The 23,991-nt window shown below is 66.4% G+C and carries 22 protein-coding genes; 9 read left to right on the top strand and 13 right to left on the bottom strand.

Annotated elements, in window-relative coordinates; genetic code table 11:
• Nucleotides 1-113: 113 nt before the first annotated feature.
• The 3 genes from U1872_RS09770 to U1872_RS09760 are packed head-to-tail and all read left to right on the top strand — an operon-like array spanning nucleotide 114 to nucleotide 2,486.
• Nucleotides 114-893, top strand: coding sequence for an SDR family NAD(P)-dependent oxidoreductase (locus U1872_RS09770; RefSeq protein WP_332792684.1), 780 nt, complete (start codon nucleotides 114-116; stop codon nucleotides 891-893).
• A gap of 2 nt (nucleotides 894-895) precedes the next feature.
• Entirely contained in the window at nucleotides 896-1,699 is an 804-nt protein-coding gene (locus U1872_RS09765) for an SDR family NAD(P)-dependent oxidoreductase (RefSeq protein ID WP_332792683.1), read from the top strand.
• A gap of 10 nt (nucleotides 1,700-1,709) precedes the next feature.
• On the top strand, nucleotides 1,710-2,486 hold the full coding sequence (locus U1872_RS09760; protein ID WP_332792682.1) for an SDR family oxidoreductase: 777 nt from the start codon (nucleotides 1,710-1,712) through the stop codon (nucleotides 2,484-2,486).
• Between the two features lie 25 nt (nucleotides 2,487-2,511).
• Here U1872_RS09760 and U1872_RS09755 read toward each other — a convergent pair whose 3' ends face one another.
• From U1872_RS09755 to U1872_RS09745, 3 genes are read right to left on the bottom strand one after another with little or no spacing between them, the layout of a single operon-like run.
• The gene (locus tag U1872_RS09755) at nucleotides 2,512-2,964 is read right to left on the bottom strand and encodes a nuclear transport factor 2 family protein (RefSeq protein WP_332792681.1); all 453 of its coding nucleotides are present in this window, start codon (nucleotides 2,962-2,964) and stop codon (nucleotides 2,512-2,514) included.
• Nucleotides 2,961-4,283 (bottom strand): aromatic ring-hydroxylating oxygenase subunit alpha, encoded by a 1,323-nt coding sequence (locus U1872_RS09750; protein WP_332792680.1) that lies wholly within the window; start codon nucleotides 4,281-4,283, stop codon nucleotides 2,961-2,963. The genes U1872_RS09755 and U1872_RS09750 overlap by 4 nt, the downstream gene beginning before the upstream one ends.
• A gap of 28 nt (nucleotides 4,284-4,311) precedes the next feature.
• A complete protein-coding gene (locus U1872_RS09745; protein ID WP_332792791.1) occupies nucleotides 4,312-5,505 on the bottom strand; it encodes an aromatic ring-hydroxylating oxygenase subunit alpha in 1,194 nt (397 codons plus the stop codon).
• Nucleotides 5,506-5,676: 171 nt separating this feature from the next.
• Here U1872_RS09745 and U1872_RS09740 point away from each other — a divergent pair, with 171 nt between their 5' ends.
• Nucleotides 5,677-7,302 (top strand): AMP-binding protein, encoded by a 1,626-nt coding sequence (locus U1872_RS09740; RefSeq protein ID WP_332792679.1) that lies wholly within the window; start codon nucleotides 5,677-5,679, stop codon nucleotides 7,300-7,302.
• Between the two features lie 6 nt (nucleotides 7,303-7,308).
• Here the strand turns inward: U1872_RS09740 and U1872_RS09735 are convergent, their stop codons facing one another.
• Nucleotides 7,309-8,103: an SDR family oxidoreductase gene (locus U1872_RS09735; protein WP_332792678.1), complete on the bottom strand. Its 795-nt coding sequence runs from the start codon at nucleotides 8,101-8,103 to the stop codon at nucleotides 7,309-7,311.
• A gap of 154 nt (nucleotides 8,104-8,257) precedes the next feature.
• Between U1872_RS09735 and U1872_RS09730 the strand changes: the two genes are divergently transcribed.
• Nucleotides 8,258-9,019 (top strand): SDR family NAD(P)-dependent oxidoreductase, encoded by a 762-nt coding sequence (locus U1872_RS09730; RefSeq protein WP_332792677.1) that lies wholly within the window; start codon nucleotides 8,258-8,260, stop codon nucleotides 9,017-9,019.
• A 24-nt stretch (nucleotides 9,020-9,043) separates the two neighbouring features.
• Here the strand turns inward: U1872_RS09730 and U1872_RS09725 are convergent, their stop codons facing one another.
• On the bottom strand, nucleotides 9,044-9,760 hold the full coding sequence (locus U1872_RS09725) for an SDR family NAD(P)-dependent oxidoreductase (protein ID WP_332792676.1): 717 nt from the start codon (nucleotides 9,758-9,760) through the stop codon (nucleotides 9,044-9,046).
• On the bottom strand, nucleotides 9,757-10,776 hold the full coding sequence (locus U1872_RS09720) for an NADP-dependent oxidoreductase (RefSeq protein WP_332792675.1): 1,020 nt from the start codon (nucleotides 10,774-10,776) through the stop codon (nucleotides 9,757-9,759). The genes U1872_RS09725 and U1872_RS09720 overlap by 4 nt, the downstream gene beginning before the upstream one ends.
• A 147-nt stretch (nucleotides 10,777-10,923) precedes the next feature.
• Between U1872_RS09720 and U1872_RS09715 the strand changes: the two genes are divergently transcribed.
• Both U1872_RS09715 and U1872_RS09710 read left to right on the top strand, forming a co-directional pair.
• Complete coding sequence (locus U1872_RS09715; protein WP_332792674.1) at nucleotides 10,924-13,233, top strand: TonB-dependent receptor; 2,310 nt, start codon at nucleotides 10,924-10,926, stop codon at nucleotides 13,231-13,233.
• 70 nt (nucleotides 13,234-13,303) lie between these two features.
• The gene (locus U1872_RS09710) at nucleotides 13,304-14,083 is read left to right on the top strand and encodes an SDR family NAD(P)-dependent oxidoreductase (RefSeq protein ID WP_332792673.1); all 780 of its coding nucleotides are present in this window, start codon (nucleotides 13,304-13,306) and stop codon (nucleotides 14,081-14,083) included.
• A gap of 13 nt (nucleotides 14,084-14,096) precedes the next feature.
• On the opposite strand, the gene U1872_RS09705 is transcribed toward U1872_RS09710, so the two are convergent.
• From U1872_RS09705 to U1872_RS09690, 4 genes are all read right to left on the bottom strand, one after another.
• On the bottom strand, nucleotides 14,097-14,894 hold the full coding sequence (locus tag U1872_RS09705) for a ThuA domain-containing protein (protein ID WP_332792672.1): 798 nt from the start codon (nucleotides 14,892-14,894) through the stop codon (nucleotides 14,097-14,099).
• A gap of 55 nt (nucleotides 14,895-14,949) precedes the next feature.
• Nucleotides 14,950-15,378 (bottom strand): nuclear transport factor 2 family protein, encoded by a 429-nt coding sequence (locus tag U1872_RS09700; RefSeq protein WP_332792671.1) that lies wholly within the window; start codon nucleotides 15,376-15,378, stop codon nucleotides 14,950-14,952.
• A gap of 87 nt (nucleotides 15,379-15,465) precedes the next feature.
• On the bottom strand, nucleotides 15,466-15,819 hold the full coding sequence (locus U1872_RS09695; RefSeq protein WP_332792670.1) for a Rieske (2Fe-2S) protein: 354 nt from the start codon (nucleotides 15,817-15,819) through the stop codon (nucleotides 15,466-15,468).
• Nucleotides 15,820-15,869: 50 nt separating this feature from the next.
• Nucleotides 15,870-16,916: an NADP-dependent oxidoreductase gene (locus tag U1872_RS09690; protein WP_332792669.1), complete on the bottom strand. Its 1,047-nt coding sequence runs from the start codon at nucleotides 16,914-16,916 to the stop codon at nucleotides 15,870-15,872.
• Nucleotides 16,917-17,083: 167 nt separating this feature from the next.
• Here U1872_RS09690 and U1872_RS09685 point away from each other — a divergent pair, with 167 nt between their 5' ends.
• A complete protein-coding gene (locus U1872_RS09685; protein WP_332792668.1) occupies nucleotides 17,084-17,491 on the top strand; it encodes a nuclear transport factor 2 family protein in 408 nt (135 codons plus the stop codon).
• Between the two features lie 107 nt (nucleotides 17,492-17,598).
• Here U1872_RS09685 and U1872_RS09680 read toward each other — a convergent pair whose 3' ends face one another.
• Together U1872_RS09680 and U1872_RS09675 are read right to left on the bottom strand one after the other, a co-directional pair.
• Nucleotides 17,599-18,828 (bottom strand): histidine-type phosphatase, encoded by a 1,230-nt coding sequence (locus tag U1872_RS09680; protein WP_332792667.1) that lies wholly within the window; start codon nucleotides 18,826-18,828, stop codon nucleotides 17,599-17,601.
• Nucleotides 18,829-18,890: 62 nt separating this feature from the next.
• On the bottom strand, nucleotides 18,891-21,707 hold the full coding sequence (locus tag U1872_RS09675) for a TonB-dependent receptor (RefSeq protein WP_332792666.1): 2,817 nt from the start codon (nucleotides 21,705-21,707) through the stop codon (nucleotides 18,891-18,893).
• A 202-nt stretch (nucleotides 21,708-21,909) separates the two neighbouring features.
• On the opposite strand from U1872_RS09675, the gene U1872_RS09670 reads away from it, so the two are divergent.
• The gene (locus tag U1872_RS09670; RefSeq protein WP_332792665.1) at nucleotides 21,910-22,665 is read left to right on the top strand and encodes a DeoR/GlpR family DNA-binding transcription regulator; all 756 of its coding nucleotides are present in this window, start codon (nucleotides 21,910-21,912) and stop codon (nucleotides 22,663-22,665) included.
• Here U1872_RS09670 and U1872_RS09665 read toward each other — a convergent pair.
• Nucleotides 22,637-23,947: a POT-type proton-dependent oligopeptide transporter gene (locus U1872_RS09665; RefSeq protein ID WP_332792664.1), complete on the bottom strand. Its 1,311-nt coding sequence runs from the start codon at nucleotides 23,945-23,947 to the stop codon at nucleotides 22,637-22,639. The two genes, U1872_RS09670 and U1872_RS09665, sit on opposite strands and share 29 nt — an antisense overlap.
• Between the last annotated feature and the right edge of the window lie 44 nt (nucleotides 23,948-23,991).

Raw genomic sequence — 23,991 nt, 5'->3', positions numbered from 1 at the left:
CGCCGGACCTTGGTGTAAATCCCGCAGGGTCGGCAAGTCACCTTACCGAAAGCATAGTTTTCCTGCCCTCGCTCGCTGGTGCATGATGGGAAAAACGCGGATGGGAGAGTGGCGTGGCGGGCAGGCTTGACGGAAAGGTGGCGCTTGTCACCGGCGGCACCAGCGGGATCGGGGCGGGGGCAGTGCGGCGGCTTGCGGCCGAGGGCGCACGGGTGGTGTTCACCGGCTCCAAGGCCGAGATCGGGCAGGCGATCGCCAGCGAGATCGGCGGGCGTTTCGTCAGCCACCGGGTGGAGGATGCGGCGGGCTGGCCCGCGCTGATCGACACCGTGCTCGGCGATTTCGGGCGGCTCGACATCGCCTTCGCCAATGCCGGTACCGAACAGGGCGATGCCACTATCGAGCAGGTCAGCATCGAGAATTGGGACCGGCTGATCGCGATCAACCAGACCGGCGTGATGCTGACGGTGCAGCATGCGATCCGGGCGATGGCGCGCAATGCCGGGGCGACCGGTTCGATCATCATCAATTCCTCGATGAACGCGGCGCGCCCGCTCGGCAATTACGTCACCTATTCCACCACCAAGGCGGCGGTGGTCGCGCTGGCAAAGTCGGCGGCGGTCTATTGCGGGCAGGCGAAATACCGCATTCGCGTCAACGCCATCCTGCCGGGCGTCGTCGAAACCGATCTGATCCGCAACATCATGCAGAGCCAGGACGATCCGGTCGCGGTCCGCGCGATCTATGAGGGGATGGCGCCGCTCAACCGCATGGCGCAGGTCGACGAGGTCGCCGGCCTCGTCGCCTATCTCGCCAGCGACGAGGCGGCCTTCATCTCGGGGGCCGAGATCACCATCGACGGCGCCACCACCGCCGGCATGATGGGGGTTTGAGCATGAAACGACTGGATGGACGCGTCGCGCTGATCACGGGCGGCTTGCGGGGCATCGGGCAGGCGATCGCCGCACGCTTCTGCGCCGAAGGAGCAACCGTCGTCATCACCGACCTGGATGCGCCCGACAGCGCCGCAGCGAAAGCGGCGCTCGCCGCGCTGGGCGGGCAGGCGCGCTACGTTCCGGGCAATGTCACCAGCGAGGATGACTGGGCCAGGATCGCGGCCGATCTGAATGCGGCGCACGGTGCCTGCCACATCCTGGTCAACAATGCCGGGATCGATCTAACGGGGGCGGTCGAGACGCTGACGCTCGAGGCGTGGCGGCGGATCATGGCGATCAACGTCGACGGCGTCTTCCTCGGCACGCGCGCGCTGGTCCCGCTGCTGGCGGAGAGCGGCGGCGCGGTGGCGGGCGGATCGAGCATCATCAACGTCAGCTCGATCATGGGGATGGTCGGCTTTTCCGAAGTGTCGGCCTATAACGCTAGCAAGGGCGCGGTGCGCTTGTTCACCAAGGGCATCGCGATCGAGTTCGCGCAGAAGAAGATGCCGATCCGCGCCAATTCGCTGCATCCGGGCTTCGTCAAGACGCCGCTGCTGAGCGCCGGTTTCCAGCGCTGGGTCGACAAGGGATTTGCCGAAAAGCCCGAGGATCTGGTCGGCGCGATGGAAGCCGCCACCCCGATCGGGCGCCTGGCCGAGCCGGACGAACTGGCGGGGCCGGCGGTGTTCCTCGCCAGCGCCGACGCCAGCTACATGACCGGTGCCGAACTGGTCATCGATGGCGGCTGGACCGCGCAATAGGACGATGGGGATGGCGATGGACCTCAAGGATGTCGTGGCGGTGGTGACCGGCGCAGGCGGCGGGATCGGGCGCGAAGTGGTGCGCGCGATGAAGGCGGCGGGGGCGATCGTGATCGCGACCGATGTTTCGGCCGATGGGATCAGCGACGGCGACGCGGTGCTGGCGCAGGACGTGACCCAAAGTGCCGACTGGCAGCGCGTCGCCGACCTGGTGGCGCGCGATTACGGGCGGCTCGACGCGCTGGTGAATGTGGCCGGGATCAGCGTGGTCGCGAGCATCGAGGAAACCTCGATCGAGGCGTGGCAGCGCATCCAGCGCGTCAACGTCGAGAGCGTGCTGATCGGCGTACAGACGCTGCTGCCGCTGTTGAAGCTGGGCGGCAAGGCCCGCGCCGGGGGCGCGTCGGTCGTCAATTTCTCGAGCGTCGGCGGCATTCGCGGTGCCCCGTTCAACGCCGCCTATTGCACCAGCAAGGCCGCGGTCGCGATGCTGTCCAAATGCATGGGGGCGGAGTTTGCAGCGCTCGGGTACGCCATCAGGGTCAACAGCGTGCATCCCGGTGGGATCGAGACGCCGATGCTGCAGGCGATCATGCAGCGGTACGTCGACCTCGGTGCTGCACCGTCGCTGGAGGCGTCGATGCAGGGGGTGGTCGCGGCGCATCCGCTCGGGCGGCTGGGGCGCCCGGAGGAAATGGCCGGGGGCGTGGTCTATCTGTGTTCGGACGCCGCCAGCTTCGTGACATGCAGCGAATTCATGATGGATGGCGGCTATTGCATGAGCTGAGCGGCGGCCGTGGCGCGCGGTGCGGTCAACCGCGCGTCGTGATCGGCGGCAGCAGCATGTCCATGCCGAGCCGGGCGATGCGCCAGGACTCGCGCGTGCGCACCACCGTAAGGCTATAGCGCGCCTTGACCTCGAGCAGGGTGCCGTCCTTGCCGAGGCTGAAGGCATGGCCATAGGCCTGCACGCGCGCGTCGTCTGGCGGCGTATAGGCGCGCACTGCGATGTTGCTGATGAAATGGGCATTCTGCGCCATCCCTGCAAAGGCATCGCGGAAGAAGGCGCGGATCGCGGCTTGCCCGACGATTTCGCCCATTCCCAGCGCGGACAGGTCATAGACCGCAGCGTCGCTGAACAGGCTGCCGACGCCGTCGACATTGCCGATATCGTCGACGGCGCTGGCGTAGGCGATCACCAGATCGGCAAGCGCGATGCGGTCTTCGGCCGGACAGGCTGGCGCGGGGTAGGGGACGGCCGTCATGGTTGCCCTTTGACATAGTCGTTGAGCAATTCGTGGAAGCGCTGAACGCGCTTTTCCTGCCCCGGGAGAATGCAGCCCTTGAACCCGCGCGAGTTCAACCCCTGCTGCTGCGTCGTGCCGATCGACAGATCCTGATCGGCAACGAAGCCCAGCGACACGCCGTCGCCATAGCGGCTGTGGCGCGCGACGGCGTCATGCCGCAGCGGCACCGGACCGATCGGGGTGACGACCTCCTTCATCCCGGGAACCGGCGGGAACAGGCACCAATGCTGGAACACGCATTTTTCGGGATCGGTCGGATGCGGCTCGGTGCGCAGCACCTGCAATTGCTCGGGCGACATCGTCAACGTGAGATTGGGGAACAGCGTGCAGTGGAAGTAATCGACCAGTTGCTGGTCGGTCATGTCGGCATACATTGTATAGCCGCGCTCTGGCCCCAAAGTGCGCTTGGCGCGGATCACCGCAGCGCGAATGTCGCCCGTGTGGCCGTCATAGTCGGCCGGGTCGATTCCCCACGCCCGCGCGATGTCGTCGAGCGGGGCGGGGACTTCGGCGCTGTGATAGTCGGCGCGGGTGGTTGCCTGGTGCCCGATCATCCACATCGCATTGTGACCGGTCGGATACATTTCGAACAGCGTGGTCGGCAGCCCGTCATTGATGAAGGTCGCCAGTTCCGGGTGGATCGTCGGCAGGTGATAGCTTTCGTTGAAATTGTCGCGGATGATCTTCCAGTTGAAATCGACGTCGCACGAGAGCTTGAGCACGCGCACCCAGTTTTCGACGCCATAACTGGCGAAACGGTCGGGGAGGGGCGCAAGCCAGTCGAGCAGCGGCGGCACGTCGTCGTCCATGCACCAGAAGACGAACGGGCCCCAGCTTTCGCAGCGCAACTCGGACAGGTGCACCCGCCCGCATGGATTGCCGCCCTCGAAATCATCGGGGTCCTGGACATGCGCCAGCACCCCGTCGGTGGTGAATTGCCAGCCATGATAGCCGCAGGTGATGCGCGGCATATGCCCGGCATCACCCAGCACCAGCCGGTTCCCGCGATGCGGGCAGCTGTTGTAGAAGGCGCGGATCGACCCGTCCTCCTGACGGACCATGATCACCGATTCCTTGCCGAAATCGTGCCGGATGAAGTCGCCGTCTTCTTCCAGCTCGGCGCGCATGCCGCCCAGGTGCCACACCTTGGGCCAGAGATTGCGCTGCTCGGCGTCCATCCATTCGCGTGAGATGTAGCGGTCGGCGGTGATCGTATCGCCGCGCACGGCCACATCGAATTCGGGGGAATAGCGCGACTTGTTGTCCATGGCGGTCATGCGGGCGGATATCCTGCGCTGGAGGCAATCAGAGCGTTGGTTCGGGCCGAGAGCGATCGTCCTCGAGATACCAGGTGAGCCATTCGTGGAAATATTGGTTGCCGCGCTCGTTGCGGCCGAAGGTCAGATGGTCGTGCGCGCCGCTGTCGAGCCCCTTCTGGATTTCCATGCCGATGACATAATCCTCCTGATAGGTTACATCGCGGAAGAAGCCGATCATCGCCTCGACGGTGGCGCGGTCTTCGTCGTCGCGGATCGGATCGCGGCGCAGGTAATTCAGTACGGTGCGGTTCTTGTCGGGTGTCGGCCCGGGGAAGAGCTGCGCGATCTGGGTGATTTCGGGCGCGAGGAACGCGGACACGTTGGGGAAGAGGATCCGCACGAAGTCGAACCCGTTATTCTCCTGGTCCCCCCAATCGGCGCGCGGCACCGCCTTCAGCGCCTCGGCGATGCGATGCTGCGGGAAACCGATCCGCAGCGACGGTCCGAACCCTTCGTAGGACGTGCGGTTGGACGGCGTGCGCGGCTCGATCGTCTCGGGGTGGAGCGAGGCGAAATGATAGCCCTCGAGATAGCCGTCGAAGGCGATCTTCCAGTTCGCGCCTTCGATCTCGCGGCTGCCGAGATAAGTCCATGTGGCCAGGCCTGCCGCTTCGAAATCCTCGAGGAAGCCGCGGAAATAGCCGTCCAGGTCCATCACGCCGTTGGGCGTCAGGCTGACGAAGATCATCCCGGCCCGCTCCTCGCACGGCAACGCGCGCAGGCCCATGCTGGCGCGGTCGACCTCGCCGAACAGCGCGCTTTCGGAAACGCCGATCAGCTTGCCATCCTGGCCATAGGTCCAGCCGTGATATTTACAGGTGAAGCGCGCGCAATGGCCGTGCCCGGTCGACGCCACCGGTGCCCCGCGATGCGAACAGACATTGAAGAAAGCGCGCACCTTGCCGGCTTTGTCGCGGTTGATGAGGATCGGCAGGCCGACCACCTCCATCGCCTTGTAATCGCCCGGATTTGGAATCTCGGCGGTGAAAGCGAGCATCAGCGGCAGCTGGCGGAAGACCAGTTCCATCTCGGCCTTCCACTGGTCGGGATCGGTATAGGTCGCGGTGCGCACCTGCGTGGTCGACGGGGCCTGGTGCGTAGTCTTGTGCTCGACATAGTCGAGCAGGACTTCCGCCACATCGCCGATGCGGTCGCGACGGCTGGGCGTCTGGCTCGTCATCATTCTCTCTCCACGTCGATCTTCTCGTTATCTCCGGCAAACTGCCGCAGGCGCGCGGTGCTGCCAAGCTGGGACTGGTGACAGGTGCCTCGCCTTTTCGCCAAGTGGACAGCCGCTGGCGCGACGACCAAGACAGGTCGGCTACGCGAGACAATCATGGGGGAGAGGATCATGGCCGAAACATCGTCGCGCGGCTGGCCCACGGGGATCGCGGCGCATCAGCGCGCGTTCCACGACGCCGGGCTGTGGCCGCAGCGCACCGTCGCCGATCATGCCGAGGCCCTGGCGCAGGCGCGGGGCGATGACCTCTGCCTGATCGACGGTGTCGGCACGCTGACCTTTGCGCAGCTGTGGCGCGATGCCGGTGCGCTGGCCGCCGCGCTGCGCGGGCGGGGGCTGGAGTCGGGCGACGTCATTGCCTTCCAGCTGCCCAACTGGCGCGAAGCGGCCGTCCTGAATGTCGCGGCGGCGCTGTCCGGCCTGGTGGTGAACCCGATCGTGCCGATCTATCGCGATGCCGAACTGCGCGCGATGCTGGGGGATTGCGGGGCCCGCGCGCTGTTCGTGCCGGCCGCGTTCCGCACGGTCGATTATCCCGCGATGGCACGTCGGGTCGCGGCCGATCTGCCGGGGCTCGACCATATCTTCACGGTGCGCGGGACGGGGGAGGACGATTATGCGGCGCTCCTCACCGAGGGCGCGCACCTGCCGACCGCGCGCCGCCCGGTCGATCCGACCGCGGTCAAGCTGGTGCTGTACACCTCCGGCACCACCGGCCGCGCCAAGGGCGTGCTGCACAGCCACGCAACGCTCGGCCGCGTGATCGTCCAAAGCGCGGCCTATTGGGGCGTGGCGGCCGGCGACGCCATGCTGATGCCGTCGCCCGTCACCCACGTCTCGGGCTACGCCAACGGACTGGAGATGCCGTTCTTTTCGGGCACCTGCACCGTGCTGATGCAAAGTTGGGACGCGACCGAGGCGATGGCGCTGATCACCCGACATGCCGTGGTCGGCACCGTCGCGGCGACGCCGTTTCTCGTCGAATTGGCCGAGGCGGCGCGGGCGAGCGGCGACCTGCTGCCCTCGCTGCGCTTCTTCGCCTGTGGCGGCGCGGCGGTCGCGTCCGAGGTGATCGTGAACGCCCGCAGCGCCTTTGCGCAGTGCGCGCCGTTCCGGGTGTTCGGCAGCTCCGAGGTGCCGCTGGTCAGCTTCGGCTGGCCCGACGATGCGGCGCTGGCCGCGACCACCGACGGGCGGATCGTCGATTACGCTGTCCGCATCGTCGATGGCGACGGCCACGACCTCCCGCCCGGCCACGAGGGCGAGATCCTGGCGCGCGGGCCGGCGATGATGCTCGGCTATGCCGATCCGGCGCAGACCGCCGAGGCGATCGACGCGCAGGGCTATTTCCGCACCGGCGATCTCGGGGTGGTGGGCGCGGACGGGTCGATCACCGTGACGGGTCGCAAGAAGGACCTCATCATCCGCGGCGGCGAGAACATCTCGGCGGGCGAGATCGAGGCGGTGCTGCTCACCCACCCGATGGTCGCCGATTGCGCCGTCGTGGCGATGCCGCACTCGCGTCTGGGCGAAGGGGTGTGCGCCTACGTCGTGCTGCGCGATGCGGTCGAGCCGGCCGCGCTGGGTGCGCATGTCGCGGCGGCGGGCCTGGCAAAGCAGAAGATCCCGGAACGCTTCGTCACCGCCGCGACGCTGCCGCGCACGCCTGCGGGCAAGATCCGCAAGGACGTGCTGCGCAGCGAGATCGCCGAGCGGATCAGCCGCGAGTCGGCATAAGCCCGGTCAACCGGCGGCGATCGCCGCGCCGATTTCCGCAGGGGTCGGGTTGCGGCGCAGCGTCAGCCCGCCGTTCACCTGCAGCGTCTCGCCCGTCATGAAGCATTCGTCGCTCGCCAGAAACACCGCGGCGGCGGCAATGTCGTCGCTGGTCCCGATGCGGCCGAGCGGGTAGCCCGCGACGAAGCATTCGAACAGGCCGGGCACGGTCTTGGCGTCGGCCGTCATCGGCGTATCGGTGAGGCCCGGCGCGATCGCATTGGCGCGCACGCCCTCGGCGCCGAATTCATTGGCGACGCAGCGCAGGACATGATCCGTCCCCGCCTTGGTCCCCATATAGGCGGCATGGTCATTGAGCATGATCGTGGCGGTGGCGCTGCTGATCTGGATGATACTCCCGCCGCGCCCGCCCCGGCTCTTGGCCATCTTGCGCAGCATCGCTTGGTAGAATTGGAACGGCCCGATGAACTGCAGCGCGGTGATCGCGTCGAGGTCTTCGCGGCTATTGTCGAGAAATGGTTTGAGCAAACCCCAACCGGTTGCGTTCACGGCAATGTCGATGCCGCCCATCTGCGCGACGGCGCTGTCGGCAAGGCCGGCGAGGCTTGTTTCGCTGGTGATATCGCAGGCGGCCCACTGCGCGCCGGTGTCATGCGCGAATGCCGCGAGGACATCCTCCTTGCGCCCTGCCACCAGCACCTGCGCGCCTTCCGCGAGGAAGCGCCGGGCGATGTGCTGGCCCATATTGCCCGCGCTGCTGGCCCCCAGGATCACCGCGCATTTGCCTATCAGCCTGCCCATCGTCGCTCCGTTTCGTGCTTGCGCCTGTTGCCTGCTATCACACCCGGGCGTCGGCCATTCCTCTCCAAAAGGCGAGTGGCCGGAAGGGGGGGCTGCGCGCAAGCATCGGCCTTAGGCACACCAAAAACACGATCAGCGCGAAGAGGATGCAAGCATGGACCTGGGGCTCAAGGGCAAGAAGGTGATTCTGACCGGCGGGAGCCGCGGCATCGGCCGGGCGACGGTCGAGCTGTTCGCGGCGGAGGGAGCCGATATCGCTTTTTGCTCGCGCAACGCCGATCAGGTGGCGGAAACCGCCGCCGCGCTTGCTCGCCACGGTGGCAAGGTGTTCGGCGACGCCTTCGACATAGAAAGCGGCCACGATGCGTATCGTGCGTGGCTGCGCCGCGCGGCCGAACAGCTTGGCGGTTGCGACATCTTTGTGCCGATGATCTCGACCAGCGGCGCCGGGGCGACCGGCGATTGGCACAAGAGCCTCGACTACGACATTCTCGGCGCCGTGATCGGGGTGGAGGTGCTCGAAGACGCGCTCGCCGCCTCGGGCACCGGCAGCATCGTCCTGCTGGCGAGCACGGCGGGGCTTGAAACCTTCATCGTGCCGCAGGGCTATAATGCGCTCAAGGGGGCGCTGCTCGTCTATGCCGGACAGCTCAGCCAGGCGCTGGGCGCCAAGCGAATTCGCGTGAATTGCGTGTCGCCCGGCCCGATCAAGTTTCCCGGTGGCAATTGGGAAGCGATCCAGGGTGCGATGCCCGAATTGCACGACAGTACCGAAGCGAGCTTCGCCTTGGGCCGTTGGGGTGGCCCCGAGGAAGTGGCACCAACCGTGGTGTTCCTCGCCAGCCCGGCATCGTCCTTCACCACCGGCACCAACGTCGTGATCGATGGCGGCTATACCAAGCGCGTGCAATTCTAGATCCGACGATGGCGGGGCGATCGCCTACATGCGGGTCATCGCGCCGCCATCGACCAACAGGCCCTGGCCGGTGATGAAGCGGGCGTCATCGCTGATCAGGAAGGCGATGACGTCGGCAATGTCGTCCGGCTGACCCAGCCGCCCGAGCGCTGCCTTGTTTTCCCAATGGACCCGGTAGTCCGGCATCGCGGTAAAGGCCGGGGCGGTCATCGGCGTGTCGATCGCGCCCGGCATTACGCAATTGACCGTGATGCCCGCCGACCCGAGTTCCCCCGCCAGCGCGCGCGTCATGCCGAGCACGGCGTGCTTGGAGGTCGCATAGGCAACCAGCCCGGCGTCTCCAAATGCCGAGGCGATCGATCCGATCGTGACGATCCGGCCTGCCGCGCTTTGCCTGAGCGGGCCGATCGCCTCGCGCAGCAGGCGGAACACCGCGGTCACGTTGACCGCCAGCACGCGCTCGAAATAGGCGTCGTCATGCCCTTCGATCGGGCAGAAGGCGCTGATCCCGGCACAGGGCACGACGAAGTCCAGCCCGCCCCAGCGCGCGACCGCCTGCTCGACCAGCTGTCGCGCCGAATCCGGGTCGGTCACGTCGAGCAGCAGGTCCGCGCTGCCGGTCAGGTCGGCGGTCAGCACCTGTGCACCGTCGGCGCGCAGGCGGTGGGTGGTGGCGGCTCCGATGCCGGATGCGGCCCCGGTGACGATGCCGCGGCGACCGTGCAGACGCGGCGTCGTCATGCGATCTGCAGCACGAGCTTGCCGCTGTTCGCTCCGCTGAACAGCCGCATGAAGGCGTCGTACGCATGCTCGATGCCGTGCTGGATGTCCTCGTCGACGCGCAGCCGGCCTTCGCCCATCCACTGCGCCACCTGGGCGCCGCCTTCGGCAAAGCGATCGACGTAGCCCGCGATCAGGAAGCCATGGATCGTCGCCTGCTTGACGATGATCTGCCACAGATTGCGGATGCCGACCTTGTCCGGCGCGTTATATTCGCTGATCAGTCCGCACAGGACGATGCGGGCGTGCAGCGCCAGGTTTAGCAGCACCGCATCCATCACGTCGCCGCCGACATTTTCGAACAGGACGTCGACGCCACCGGGGGCGGCCGCCGCGATTTCGGCGGAGAGCGCCGCGACCGACTTGCCCTTATAGTCGATCGCCGCGTCGAAGCCGTAATCCTCGATCAGGCGTCGGCATTTTTCGCGGCCGCCGGCGATGCCGATCACGCGCATGCCCTGGATCTTGCCGATCTGGCCGACCATCGATCCGACGGCGCCGGCTGCCCCGGTGACGACCAGCGTGTCGCCGGGCCGAGCGCGTCCGGCGTCCAGCAGACCGAAATAGGCGGTCATGCCGACGGCGCCGACCGCGGAAAGATAGCGCGACGGGCGATCCACGATCGCGCTGTCGATCGCGCTGGTGAAGCCGCCGGGCAGGACGACCGAATAGTCCTCGATCGCGTTCAGCCCGAGCACCCATTGGCCCGGAACGAAACCGGGGATGCGAGACTCGTGGACGACGCCCACCGTCGTCGCCCGGACCGGCTCGCCCAGCGCGATCGGCGGCATGTAGCTGGGCGCGTCGTCCATCCAGCCGCGTTGTGCGGGGTCCAGCGAAACGAAGTGGTTGCGGATGACCATGCCGCCGTCGGGCGCGGTTGGTATCGCTGTCGTCTCGAGCCGGAAATCCTCCGGCCGGGGCATCCCATCGGGACGTCGGATCAGCAGAAATCTGCGGTTTTCTGGTTGGTTCACGCGGTGCTCTCCCTTGTCGCAAAGGGTGGCACAATCGATCGATCCTGCACCTATGATTTGTTGCAGTAGGTTCTTTGGGGCCCCCGGGCATAGGTTGCCGCCGAGAAGAGGGAAGCAATCCCTCTCGCTGATAGGGGAGGTTTTCCGATGAAGGGTGGCGCTTCGAAACGTGCGATTCTCGTTCTGCTTGCCGGAACGGGGCTGCAGGTCTTTCCATCCATGGCCATGGCGCAGACCTCGCCCGCGCCGCCGCCTCCGTCGCCGCCGACAGCCGGGCAGGATGATGCTGCCGCCAAGACATCCGGCGATGGCAACGCGATCATCGTGACGGCGCGTCGCCGGTCCGAAACCTTGCAGAGCACGCCGGTGGCGATCACCGCGGTCAGCGCGGCGATGCTGGAAAACAAGGCGTCGGTGAGCATCGCCGATCTGTCGGGCGCGGCGCCCGGCCTGTTGATCACGCAGCAGAATTCCGGCGCGCAGGCGGCGAACCTTTCGATCCGCGGGCTCACCTATGCCGATGTCGAGAAATCGCAGACGCCGACCGTCGGTGTCGTGGTCGACGGCGTGACGATCGGGACCAGCACCGGGCAGTTGCAGGATGCCTTCGACATCGAACAGATCGAGGTGCTGCGCGGCCCGCAGGGGACGCTGTTCGGGGCCAATACGATCGGCGGTGTCATCAACATCCGCCGCACCAAGCCGACGATGATGAACAGCGCCAAGCTCGAGGCGTCGTATGGCCGCTTCAACAGCTGGAACACCAAGGCGGTCGTCAATGTCGGCAACGGCGGATCGCTCGGCGCCAAATTCTGGTATTTCCACAACGAAACGGACGGCTTTTACCATAACGCGACCACCAACACCTCAAACGGCTGGAGCAAGGGCGACAATTACGGCGCGGCGCTTCGCTTCCAGCCAGTCGGATCGGGCTTCGATGCAATCCTGACGCTCGAAAAGGTCAGCCAGAAATTTGATCCGGTCCTCGCCAACATCGCGAATTCGAGCGACGTGTTTTGCGGTTTCGAACCAGCGCGCGAATGCAATCGCAACACGCGGGGTGACCTCTACACCACGTTCGGGCAGCCAGCCGAGAGCCGTTATAATGCCCCGGCTGCGACGTTGGAGATGAACTACAATCTTGGCGGCACGGTGCTGACGTCGATCACCGGCTGGCGGCACACGCGCGAAAGCCAGACGCAGGATTTCGATGGCTCCTCGACCGATCTCTATTATGTCGATCGGCGGCAGCGCTACACCCAGGTCAGCCAGGAACTCCGCGCCGCCGGCAACATTTTCAGCGGCTTTGACTATGTCGTCGGGGGCTATTATTTCACGTCTAACTATGACTTGACGCAATGCTCGCGCGTGTTCGGCTTCAGCCCGACCACGCCGCCCTGCACGTTCGATACGAATGCGCAAAGCGTCTATGGCAAGACCGAAAGCTATGCTGCATTCGGCGACTTCAACTGGGCATTCGCGGACAAATGGCGCTTGTCCTTCGGTGGGCGCTGGAGCCACGACAACAAGCGACTCCGCAACAGCTTCGCCACGACGGGGCTGATTGGCTCGGGCAATGTCAATTTCTCGAAATTCACCCCCAAGGTTGGCGTCGACTGGCGTCCCAATTCCAACCTGATGCTTTATGGCAGCTGGTCGCGGGGATATCGGTCTGGCGGCTTCAGCCCGCGTGCCGCGACGGCAGCGACGGCGGGGACGCCATTTGGCCCGGAAACCGTCGATTCCTACGAAATCGGCGCAAAGCTCGATCTGTTGCAGCGCAAACTGCAGGTGAACGTCGCCGGCTTCATCTCCGACTATAAGAACATGCAGCAGAACACGACGATCCCGGGCGGCCCGACCGGCAACCAGACGATCACCAGTAACGTCGGGGGCGCCACGATCCGGGGCGTGGAGATGGACGCGACGCTGCGTCCGGTGAAGGGCCTGCGGATCACGGCGACCGCCTCGATCATGGGGTCGCATTTCCGCAATTTCGTGGTGGGCAACGTCTATGCCGGTGCGATCGTCCCCTTCGATTATTCGGCGAACAATTTGATCTACGCTCCGAATTTTTCGGGGTCGATCGACGCCGAATATAAGGTGCCAACGCAGTTCGGTAGCGTCGTCACGACGCTCGGGCTGCGCCATATCGCGCCCTATGACCAGCAGATTTCGCTCGGTCCGTTGACGCTGGTCAAGACCGGGACGACCGTGACGTCGGTGGTCGTCAACGGAAACGATGCGCGGGTCCGCACGGCGACGCAGGACCTGCTCGATGCGAGCATGACGCTCAACTTCAAGCTCCAACAGAGCGATGCGTACGTCCGCGTGTTCGCCCGCAACCTGGCTGATATTCGGACCACCACGGCAGCCTTCACCGTCGCAGGGCTGTGGGCGTTCGGCTCGGCGCTGGAGCCCCGGACCTATGGCGTGACGGTTGGCGTGAAGTTCTAATCTCACTCGGTTCTGGGGTGGCGGGCGCTACGCCTCCCACCCCGCCTCTTTATGGAAACGGAAGCGATCTATGGCACGTCTGGCAGGCAAGGTAGCATTGGTTACCGGAGGCGCCTCGGTCCCGGGGCTTGGCAGCGCCACGGCGATTCGCTTCGCGCAGGAAGGGGCGACCGTCTATCTCACCGATCGCGAGCTCGCCGGTGCGCAGACGGTCGCGGCGCAGATAAACGCGGCTGGCGGCCGCGCGATCGCGCTGGAACACGATGTCACCCGCGAAGCCGATTGGGACCGGGTGATGGCCGCGATCGATACGGCCGAGGGGCACCTCGATATTCTGGTCAACAATGCCGGCATTGCGGTGCTCGGGCCCTTGGAGGAGGTGACCGCCGCGGACTTTCTCCGCCAGAACGACGTCAATCTCAACAGCGTATTCCACGGCTCCAAGCGCGCTTTGGTGCTGATGCGTCGGCCTGCGGAAGGGGGCAAGGCGCGGGGCGGATCGATCATCAACATCTCGTCGGTGGCTGGCCTGATCGGCGTTCCGGGATGCGGATCCTATGCCGCATCCAAAGGCGGCGTCCGGCTGTTTTCCAAAGTCGTCGCACTCGAAGGCGCGGCCGATGGCGTGCGCTGCAACAGCGTGCATCCCGGCATGATCGCCACCAATATTCAGGGCGTCGCGCTGGAGGACAATGCCGCAAACTTCGATGCGGTCATGGCGTTGATCCCGATGGTGCGCATGGGCGAACCCGAGGATATCGCCAACATGAACCTGTTCCTGGCGTCGGACGAAGCGCGCTACATTACGGGCGCGGAATTCGTGGTCGATGGCGGGATGACCGCGCGCTGATCCGCCGGCGGCCTTAAGCGGCGGGCTTCGCGACCCAGCGCAGCGCGTTTTCGAGCAGCCGGCGATAGTCCGGGTTGTCATAGGCTGACGGACCGTCGCCTGGCTGAAGATAGACCAGGCGGCTGTTGATGGCCATTTTGGTCCAGCCGATCAGGCGCGATCCGGGCACGTGGTTCCAGCCATCATTGGCGAACATCCGTCCCTCCATCGCGTGCGCGGCGGACCAGTAATTTCCGGGTTGCGTGCTGGCATCGGTGGTCAGCAGCGGCTCGACCCTGTCCTCGAACACCTCGGCGAGGTAAAGTTCGTCGGTAAGCGGAAAGCGGTGCGCGACGCCCGCGGTTACCGGGTGGGCACAGGTCGTCGCGGTGTAGGCTACGTCGTGGCGATAGCCGCTGTCGAGACAAGGGCTGCCGTGCACCGTCGCCGGGCGATAGAGAAACTGCCCGCCGAGCCAGTCGTGATAGTCGCTCCAGTCCGGCCAGCCGGCGAGGGCATGATGCAGCGCGACGACTCCTTTTCCCTGCTCGAGCAGCGCGCGAAAGCCGCTCTGCAGTGCAGGCGACGGGGTGACGATGCCGGGGCGGGGGACGGCGTCGAAATCGAGGCCCGGCATATCGTACAGCACCAGCAGGTCGAAATCGCGCATCCCGTCCGGGTTCATCAGCAAGGCGGCGGCCGGCTGATCGACCATCGTCGCGGAAATCCCGTCCATCGCCTGGAACATCGCGTCGAACGCGCTGCGATCGAACGGGTGACCGCGGACGGCGACAAGCGCGCGCAGCGGTGCGTGATAGTGGATGACCGGCATCAGCGCGCACCCGGGAAAGCGGCGTTCGCGGCTGGAGCCGGGGCGCGGTGCGCGCTCACAGGCCCTTCTCGCCAATCTGGCGGTGGATGTTGCGGAAGGTGCGCCGCTGGAAAAACCATTGGCCCCCGATCTTGACGCACACGTCGTCATAACGGCCGCGATCACGGTGCACGCCATCGGGCCAATCATAGACCTCCGCCGTGTAAGACCACAGCACCGCGGTATCTCCGGTCACCTGGATGCTGCCTGGCCATGCCTCGAACATGATGCCGGGATAGTGCGTCATCGCCTTGCTCCACATCGCGACGATCGCATCGCGCCCGTACGTGATGCCGATCTCGGGGTAATCGGGGAGCGACCATTCGCCATCCTCGGCCCAGGTCGCGCCCCATGCCGCGGGGTCGCAGCGGGTGACCGCATCGGCATAGGTTTCGAGCAATTCGCGCAGCGCCAGACGGTCTTCGGCAGGGCCGGTAAAGGGCATCTTCGCTCTCCTCCATTACGGTCTTTCGGGGAGCATAGCGTCATCACGGCCCGCCAACCCCTAGCCGATTGGACAGGCGCGCTTGTGTCAGGCGCCGACGGGCGTTTCGTCCATCGCCGGCGGGGTCTGCGGCACGGCCACCTCGATCGTACCGTCGACCACGCGCACTTCGAACCGGCGCAGCGCGGGATAGGTGCCGCCGATGCAGCGGCCATCGGCAAGATCGAAGCGGGCACCGTGCAGCGGGCACATCAGCGCGCCCCGCCGGATGCGCCCGCCCGACAGGCGCGCCGCTGCGTGGGTGCAGCGATCGTTGACCGCAACCAGCGCGCCGTCCGACCGCGCCAGCAGAATGTGCCAGCCGCCCGCCACATGGGTAAGAATCCCGCCTTCTTCGATCGTGTCCGCTGTGCCCAGTTGGTGCCAGTTCGTCTCGCCCACCCGCGTTTTCCTCTCCGTCGTGGTCCAATCGTCGTCTGCGTGCGCTCGTGCTACCGCGTAGCATCGAGCTCGACGAGCGTCTTGCCGGTCGTTCGACCCTGCATCAGGTCGATGAACGCGTGCGGCAGGCTGTCGAACCCGTGATGCACCGTCTCGATCAGCCGCAACCGACCCTGTGCGTGCAGCCGGTCCAGCATGGCCTGCGCCTCACCCAGGCGATCGACATAATCATAGGTCAGGAAACCCTGCATCTTCAGGCGTCTCACCACCAATTGCCACAGCGTGGTCACGCCGTGCGGATGGTCGGCGTCGTTATATTGGGCGATCATGCCGCAGACCGCGATACGCCCCTGTTCGCGCATCCGCGGCAACACCGCGTCGAGCGTGGGACCACCGATATTGTCGAAATAGCCATCAAACCCCTCCGGCGCGGCGGCGTCGAGCGCTGCACCGAGGTCCGCCCAGGCGCGGTGATCGATGACGGCGTCGGCGCCGAGTGCGCGGACCAGGGCGACCTTCTCGGCGCCTCCGGCAATGCCGACGACCCGGCATCCGGCCGCCTTGGCAAGCTGGACGACGGTACTGCCGGTCGCGCCGGCGGCGGCGCTAACCAGGATCGTGTCACCGGCCTTGGCCGCAGCCACCGCGAACAGGCCGACCCAGGCGGTCAGGCCGACCGGGCCGAGCGCTCCCATGTAGGCACGCAGTGGGACGGTGCCGACCGGCACCACCCGCTCCAAGCCCAAGGCATCGGGCGTGATGACGAAATGATCCGACCAGCTGCCGAGGACACGCACCAGCGTCCCGACCGGCCAGTCCTCATGGCGCGACACGACGATCTCGCCCAGCGACATGCCGGTGACCGGCGCGCCGATTTCGACCGGCGGCAGATAGCTTGGGCGGTCGTCCAGGAAGCCGCGGATCGCCGGGTCGAGCGACGCGACCCGCATCCGCACCAGCATCTGCCCCGCGGCCGGCTCCGGCATGGCGATCTCGCGATGGCCGAAACAGCTTTCCTCCGGCACGCCGGTCGGGCGGCGCAGCAGCACGATCTGGCGCACGCGCGGTGCGAGCATCGGAGCCGATGGATCGGGCATGCTGGCGTTCCCCTCTCGGTATTCGGCATCGGCGTTCGACGATACGCTCTTGAAACCCGGTCTAGTCGCTCGCGGGCGCGCGATCATTCTGGCCTTTTCGCTAGGTGCGTCGCGCGACCGGGAGGGTGGATGGTGTCCCCCGACCCCGCCCGATCGAGGATAGCGCGATGACGCCCGACCAGATGATCGCCTTTGTTGAAGAGCTGTACGCACTGACCGGTGCCGGCGACTGGGAGGCCGCTGCCGCGCGGCTGACCGACGATTTCGTCGCGATCGAGGCGGACGGGTTGCCGATGGCGGGGCGTTACGAGGGCCGCAACGGCCTGCACGACCTGTTCATCAAGGTCATGGGCATGATGGACGTCGTGGCGATGGACCATGTGGAGACGACGGCGGGTCGCGACCATGCCGTGACGATCCTGTCGCTGCGCTTCGCCGACCCCGCGCTGGCGCCGGCGGAGTTGTGTGAAGTATTCCGCTTTCGCGACGGAAAATGTTGCGAGATCAAACCCTTTTACTTCGACCCGGCCCCCGTGATCGCGGCCGTCGCGGCAAAGGCCGCCGCCGCGCGCTGACCGCCCCCGCTCCGCGAAATGATCGTCATCGGTTCGACGCTCGAAATGCCCAGGCAGCGGTCGCCGAAAAGGGGATTGCCCAGGCCGCCGCACATCCGCGTCGGGGTTTAGTCTCCCGAACCCTTGAGCAAGGGTGGAAGGCGCTTTCCCAGGAGCTCGGCAAACCGGTCCGCGCGGCATCGGGTCGTGCAGCCCGCAATGCTGAGCGGCGTTATGGTGACGTTCGGTTTTAGCGAGCGAATGGCGCCGAGCGCCTGCGTCCGATAGAAAATACGGACGAAGTGCACGCCCGAGCGTCGATCGCGCAGGCGTTCGAACACCAGCGCCCCGCCGGGCGCGACGTCGTTGCGCGCGAAGCCGGGCGCATCGAGATCGGTGCTCATCGCAGCGGCAAGCGCGGTCACGTTGGTATCATGGCCGACCAGGATCTCCAGCCGTGGACCGCTGCGCGCCCTGAGCGTGTCGATGATGTGGTGACCAAGCACCGAGGCCTGGTGCGACGCCATATACGGCGAGCGGGTGAAAACGTCGAACAGCGCCGCATGCAATGTGCCGATTCGCGCGATCGTCGCGGGATCGGCATGGCCCCACCCCACCGACGACCGCGGCATGCCTTCGGCTTCCGCGAGCAGCAGGACCTGCGCGATCCCGGAGGTCGCACGGATCGGTCCGGTGAGGTCGACGCCGCGCCCATCCGCAGCGGGTGCGAGCGTTGCCGGCGTGGCGGGGCTGCAGGCCTGGTCGCCGTCGCAGCCGAGGATGCGGTTCAGGACATCGATCGTGGGTTGGTGTCGCTGAACGAGGGCGGCCATGCCGCCGGTGTAGCGGTTGATCGACGCGATCGCCGTGTTCGGGTCGAAGGCGGTTGCTCCGGCGCGAAGCGGTTCGAAGCGCGGATCGATCTGGTCGGCCGCGAGATGGCCGACGGGGAGGAGGCAGCCGGGGGCAAAGCCCGCAGCATAGGCTTCGCCGCTGGCGATCGTTCGCTCGGCGGTGTTGGTCCAGATGCGGACCGTGCCGGCGACCGGGCACCGCGCCAGACCGAGCGACGCCAGCCAGCGGCGGTCATGCCGTGCGAGCAGGCGCAACGCGGCGGCACCGTGCGGGGTCAGCTGCCCGTCCGCAACCGGCCAGCGCGGCCAGGGCTGCGCGGTTCGGGTGTCGGACGGGACCTCGCCCGACAGCGGTGCGCGAACGCCGTGCCGCATCACGATGACGACGCGCTCGAGCTGCAATCCGTCCCGCGCTGGGCGCCCCCGTGCCGCCAGCGACGTCGCGGGCAGCGCGAGCATGAGCGCTGCGATCACCGTGGTGGAAACTATACCGAGTAACCGCATCGCAAAAGTCCCGATCTGCAGGCGAGGTGTGGCTGGAGGCGTAAGGGCTGGCGGGGGAGGGGCTACATCTTCATCGTCAGGCTGAACTGGAGCACGCGGCCCGTGTTCATGTATCCGCCGTTGCGATCGTTCGAGATGTACCGCTCCGACTTGCCGACCGTCGCCCAATAGGTATGCTGATCGAGCAGGTTGCGCGCCGCGACACCAATTTCGAGATTGTCGGTCGCTGCAAACGCCAGGCCGAAGTTCAGTTCGCCGACCGGCTGGACATAGATGTCGGGCTGGCTGTCCTGCACGGTCGCGAGGAACCGACCGGTGTAATTGTACGACAGGTTGGTACGGAACTGGCCATCGGCATAGAAGACCTCGGCATTGTAGATCAGGTCGGGCGCCTGCGGCAGGCTGGAGTGACGGATGTCGGTCGCCGAGATCTGGTAGGTCGCTGTGGTCCGCTGCAAGGTGATATTGCCGCCGACCCCGAATTTGCCGAGGAAGCGCGAGCCGACCATGTCGCCGATCGTGAAGCGGCCCGACGCCTCGACGCCCTTCGCCGTGCCGGCGCCGCCGTTGGCGGGCTGGATGGTGATGACGCTGCCCACGGTTTCGCTCAGCGACCGCGTGCCGGTCGGCACCAGGATGTTCTTCATGTCCTTGTAATAGAGCGCGACCTGGAGATACCGGCCGACACCGCCATAATATTCGACGCCCGCATCGTAGCTCCACGCCTCGACCGGCTTGAGATCCGGGTTGGGTCGGGTGACGGTGATCACGCCGTTCGGATCCGGGTCGCTCCGCCGGGTCGGGCCCGCGATCTGGTCGAACCCGGGCCGCGCATAGCTCGATCGCACCGCACCGCGCACGACGAACCGGTCGTCGGGCTTCCACGCCGCCAGCACGCTGGGATCGAGATGGTCATAGCTGCGTCCGGCATTGACGAAGCTGCCGCCGCCGTTCGCATTGGCCGAAAAGTACCGCGCGTCGAAGCTGTTGTCCTCGTACCGGAGCCCCGGCACGACTTCGAGCGTCCCAAACTTCAGCGTCGCGGTGCCGTAGACCGCCGTGCGCTTTTCGTTCGCCTTCAGCAGCCCCTGGTTGATCACCTGCTGCGAGACGGCCGCCTGGTTCACGAACTGGCTGACCTGCGAGTCGAGCTGGCTGCGGTCGAGGACCTTGATCCCGCGCGCCGGGTAGTAATCGAGGAAATCCTTGAGGACATAGCCGAGATATTGGTTGATAGAAGGACCTTGCACGGTGCCCGCCTGCAACGGCGTGAGGAACCGATAGCGCGTGGCGTCTGGCGCCAGCGACCGGCCCTTGCGATCCGAATCCTCGTACAGCCCGCCGACCGCGACGCTGGCGAGGAATCCGGTGCCCTCCCAGCCGAGGCTGCCCTTCACGGTCTTCTTGACCTCCGACAGATAATCATAGCCCTGCTGGACGTAGAGCTGGGTCGGTCGGTCGAGCGATCCCACATAGGCGCTCGCGCCCGACGACAGGATCGGGCGGGGCGAACGCGGGTTGGACAGGTCGACGAGCACGCCTTCGCTGGCGGGCCCGGTGTTGCTCACCGCGCCGTTATAGGCGATCCCGCGGAACGCCGCCTCGATCCGCTGGGGCTGGTCGAACCGGCCATTGGCATAGCCGCCTTCGAGCGATGCGGTGATGCGGTTCCAATGCGCCTTGCCACCGACCTGCGCCGAGAACAGCTCCTGCTCGACGTCCTCGGTCCGGAAATAGCTCGCCGGATTGATGCCGAGCGGGGTGTAGATCCCCGCCGCATTGTACGCCTGGGTGGTGCTGCCGTCGCTGAGCGTGCGGACGGGATTCGCGTTCGTCTGGCCGCGCGTCAGTTCGTTGCGCAGGCCGGTCTGGTTCATCGTGTTGGTGTTGAGATAGGTCGCATAATTGACGCGCGCGAACAGCGCGACCGGGTCGCTGTGGAAATCGAGCGAGCCGGTCGCGCCATAGCGCTTGATCTGGTTGTTGTAGAAGTTCCACTGGACGCCGTCGGCCGACAGCGCGTCGCCATTGGCGCGCGCGGTGCCGACGTTGAAATTGGTGGTCTTGTAGTCGTTCTGGACCGCGGTCGATTCGGCGGCGTTGGCGCGCTCCTCATAATAGCCCGCGACATAGACGCCGAACTGGCGGTCGCTGCCGAAGCGGCGTGCCGCATCGAAGCCGACGGCGCCGCCAAAGCCCTTCTGCTTGCGATCGAGCGCGAGCTGCGCGCCCTGCGCGAGGACGCGGGCCCGCGTGAAGTCGGTCGAAAAATCGAACGCGGTCGGCGTGCGCAGGTCGATGATGCCCGCGATCGAGTCCGAATCCTTGGCAGCGCCCGGGGTCTTGTCGACCGCGATCGCACCGACCGCGAACGGCGAGAACAGGTTGAGCGAGATCGCGCGCGAGCTTCCCGCAACCTGCGGCAGGCGCAGGCCATCGAGCGTGTACGCATTGTAGCCGGTGTCGAACCCGCGGATCGAGACATATTGCGCCTCGCCGGTCGCGCTCTGGTTGCGGCCCTGATCGCGGCTGACCGAGATCCCCGGCAGCGTCTTGGCGAGATCGGCAATGCCGGTCTGGGAATGGATCGCGACGTCGCCGGTGGTGACGATGTCGGTCACGCCGACAGCGTCATGTTCTTCGGCGAGCGCGGTCTGCTGGCGGCGACCGTTGACGATGATATCGCCGGTCAGCGCCGCGCTGGCGGTTTCGGGCGGCACCGGGAGCGCCTGGCTTTCGGGCGTGGTCGTCTGGGCGATTGCGGCGGTGCCGGAGATGCCGACGAGCGCGACCGCAAGCGCGCCACGGGCGGCATGGGTCAGGAAGGCAAGCGCGCGCGATCGCTGCCGGCGAACCGGCATCGTGAAGGTCGAAATCATGGGTCCCCCCTGGGATGGTGTTGGGCTGAACTGCCCGCTCGAGGGTGCGGTAGGGCCGGTTGTATACGATTTTGTGACAAAGCGGCAAAATGCTGTGGAAAATCTGAGCATATTTGCGAAAAGTTGATGAAGTCCAGGATTAAGCCAACATCGACAAGGGATTGACCTTGGAAGCGCGATCGGCAGCCGATAAGCACCGCGGATGATGAAGCGCAGCGATCGTCGTCACGATATCCTCGATCTCCTGCGCGATGGCGATGCGCATGCGATCGTCGCGATGGCCGAGGCGCTTGCCGTCTCCGACGAGACGATCCGCCGGGAATTGCGACAGCTGGAAACCGCTGGACTGGTCGAGCGCATCCACGGCGGCGCGCGGCTGGCGAAGACCGCGGAGGAGGGGGCGTTCGAGGTGCGTCTCGGCCGCAATGCCGCCGCCAAACAGCGCATCGCCGCCGCGGTGGCGCGGTGCGTGGAGGACGGCCAGTCGCTGTATCTCGATGCCAGCTCGACCAGTTATTACGTCGCGCAGGCCCTGCGCTCGAAACGCGATCTGACGGTCGTCACCAATGCGCTCGGGGTGGTGCAGGAGCTTGGCGGGCGCAACGGCAACCGGGTCTATGCGGCGGGCGGCGAGCTCGATCACCGCTACCGTGCCTATTTCGACAGCGACGCGTGCGCCTATCTCGCGCGATTCCGGCCACGCCTGGCGATCATCTCGACCGAATCGGTCGATCCTGTCGCGGGCTTTACCAACTATCATGTCGGCGAGGCCGCGCTGTGCCGCCAGATGATCGCGCAATCGGAACGCGTGCTGATCGCGGTCGATGCGGCGAAGTTCGACCGGTGCAGCGTCGCCGCGGTCGCGAGCTTTGCCGAGGTCGATATCGTCGTCGCCGATCGCGTGCCGGGGGAGGCCTATGCCGCCGCGATCACGACAATCGAATGGGTCGTCTGCTGATCACCCGACGCATCGCGAGCGCCAGCAGCAGCGCGACGCCGGCGATGGCGGCATGCCACCCCCAGAATGCGGCGATCGGCACGCGTTCGTAGAAGCCGCCGACCCAGCCGACGAACAGGTTGGCGAAGAAGCCGTGCAGATAGAACAGCCCGACCATCGTGCCGTTCGCCCCGGCCGGTGCCGACGCGGTAACGAGCGCGAGCCCCGCCGGCCAGACGAGCACCACGCCCAGATCGAGCAGGACGAGCGCCGCGAGCGGGACGAGGGCGCTGTCGCTTCCCGTCATCGCCGCGGCGGCGAGCACGACGAACCCCGCACCGATCGCGCCGGAGCCCAGCGCCAGCAAGGTCGTGCTGCACGGCGGGGTATGACCTCGCCGGGCGCCTGCCCTGCCGATCGCCGTGACGAGCGCGACGAGCAGGATCGTGAGGAAGCCGTCGGCGGCGGCGAACCACGCCGGCGGTACCGCGAAGCCCGCGACGTCGAGGCGGATATGCCCGGCGATCCAGACCAGGAAGATGTTCGACACCTGCTTATATGCGCAGAAGGCAAGCACGACGATGCCGATCGCCGCGATCGCGGTGCCCGAGACGCCGGACTGCGGCGCGATGGTGCGTCGGGTCGGCGCGACGGAGCGGGCCGGCGGCGCGGAGAGATAGAGCGTCAGCGCGACCGCCATCCCGAGCGCGGCGGCGCCGAAGGCATAGCGCCAGCCGAACTGCTGGGCGAGCAGGCCGCAGACGAGCGGCCCGAGCATCACGCCGATGTTGAGGAAGGCGAGATACACCGCGAAGGCGCGATTGCGCCGGTCGTCGCCGGCCGGAAACAGGTCGCCGACCTGCGCCGACAGGTTTGCCTTCATGCATCCGGTGCCGGCGATCAACAGCGCCAGCGCGGGCAGGAGCAGCGCCTCGCGCATCAGGCACAGATGCCCGCTGGCGATGGTCAGCGCGCCGAGCACGACGGCGCGCCGCCGACCCAGCACACGGTCCCCGATCGCACCGCCGATCGGCAGCACCAGATACGACAGCGCCGCATACAGCCCATAAAGCTGCGAGGCGAAGGCGAGCGGCGTGAGTGGTCCCGACAGCGCCTCGAGCATTTTGCGCGCAGGCGCCAATCCTATGACCGCATCGGCACCGCCGGCCAGCACGTGATCAATCAGGTACAGCGTCAGCAGCGCCTTCACGCCATGCAGCGAGAAACGTTCCCATGTCTCGGTCGAGGCGAGATGGTAGAAGCGTCGATCGCGCGCGGTCGGGGAGAACGTCGAATCCGTCATCGCCGCGCAATGATCGCTGGATATGACAGGAGCGCGACGCCGCG

Source organism: Parasphingomonas frigoris (assembly GCF_036663815.1).
In the GTDB taxonomy this organism is placed as follows: domain Bacteria; phylum Pseudomonadota; class Alphaproteobacteria; order Sphingomonadales; family Sphingomonadaceae; genus Sphingomonas.
The sequence above is the reverse complement of the archived record's forward strand: the minus strand, read 5'-3'. Positions and strand labels throughout refer to the sequence as shown.

What these genes read in the sequence shown, in the direction of transcription:
- U1872_RS09765 (WP_332792683.1), top strand. Translation starts at nt 896, where the DNA reads ATGAAACGACTGGATGGACGCGTCGCGCTGATCACGGGCGGCTTGCGG.
- U1872_RS09760 (WP_332792682.1), top strand. Translation starts at nt 1,710, where the DNA reads ATGGCGATGGACCTCAAGGATGTCGTGGCGGTGGTGACCGGCGCAGGC.
- U1872_RS09755 (WP_332792681.1), bottom strand. Translation starts at nt 2,964, where the DNA reads ATGACGGCCGTCCCCTACCCCGCGCCAGCCTGTCCGGCCGAAGACCGC.
- U1872_RS09750 (WP_332792680.1), bottom strand. Translation starts at nt 4,283, where the DNA reads ATGACCGCCATGGACAACAAGTCGCGCTATTCCCCCGAATTCGATGTG.
- U1872_RS09745 (WP_332792791.1), bottom strand. Translation starts at nt 5,505, where the DNA reads ATGACGAGCCAGACGCCCAGCCGTCGCGACCGCATCGGCGATGTGGCG.
- U1872_RS09740 (WP_332792679.1), top strand. Translation starts at nt 5,677, where the DNA reads ATGGCCGAAACATCGTCGCGCGGCTGGCCCACGGGGATCGCGGCGCAT.
- U1872_RS09735 (WP_332792678.1), bottom strand. Translation starts at nt 8,103, where the DNA reads ATGGGCAGGCTGATAGGCAAATGCGCGGTGATCCTGGGGGCCAGCAGC.
- U1872_RS09730 (WP_332792677.1), top strand. Translation starts at nt 8,258, where the DNA reads ATGGACCTGGGGCTCAAGGGCAAGAAGGTGATTCTGACCGGCGGGAGC.
- U1872_RS09725 (WP_332792676.1), bottom strand. Translation starts at nt 9,760, where the DNA reads ATGACGACGCCGCGTCTGCACGGTCGCCGCGGCATCGTCACCGGGGCC.
- U1872_RS09715 (WP_332792674.1), top strand. Translation starts at nt 10,924, where the DNA reads ATGAAGGGTGGCGCTTCGAAACGTGCGATTCTCGTTCTGCTTGCCGGA.
- U1872_RS09710 (WP_332792673.1), top strand. Translation starts at nt 13,304, where the DNA reads ATGGCACGTCTGGCAGGCAAGGTAGCATTGGTTACCGGAGGCGCCTCG.
- U1872_RS09705 (WP_332792672.1), bottom strand. Translation starts at nt 14,894, where the DNA reads ATGCCGGTCATCCACTATCACGCACCGCTGCGCGCGCTTGTCGCCGTC.
- U1872_RS09700 (WP_332792671.1), bottom strand. Translation starts at nt 15,378, where the DNA reads ATGCCCTTTACCGGCCCTGCCGAAGACCGTCTGGCGCTGCGCGAATTG.
- U1872_RS09690 (WP_332792669.1), bottom strand. Translation starts at nt 16,916, where the DNA reads ATGCCCGATCCATCGGCTCCGATGCTCGCACCGCGCGTGCGCCAGATC.
- U1872_RS09685 (WP_332792668.1), top strand. Translation starts at nt 17,084, where the DNA reads ATGACGCCCGACCAGATGATCGCCTTTGTTGAAGAGCTGTACGCACTG.
- U1872_RS09680 (WP_332792667.1), bottom strand. Translation starts at nt 18,828, where the DNA reads ATGCGGTTACTCGGTATAGTTTCCACCACGGTGATCGCAGCGCTCATG.
- U1872_RS09675 (WP_332792666.1), bottom strand. Translation starts at nt 21,707, where the DNA reads ATGATTTCGACCTTCACGATGCCGGTTCGCCGGCAGCGATCGCGCGCG.
- U1872_RS09670 (WP_332792665.1), top strand. Translation starts at nt 21,910, where the DNA reads ATGATGAAGCGCAGCGATCGTCGTCACGATATCCTCGATCTCCTGCGC.
- U1872_RS09665 (WP_332792664.1), bottom strand. Translation starts at nt 23,947, where the DNA reads ATGACGGATTCGACGTTCTCCCCGACCGCGCGCGATCGACGCTTCTAC.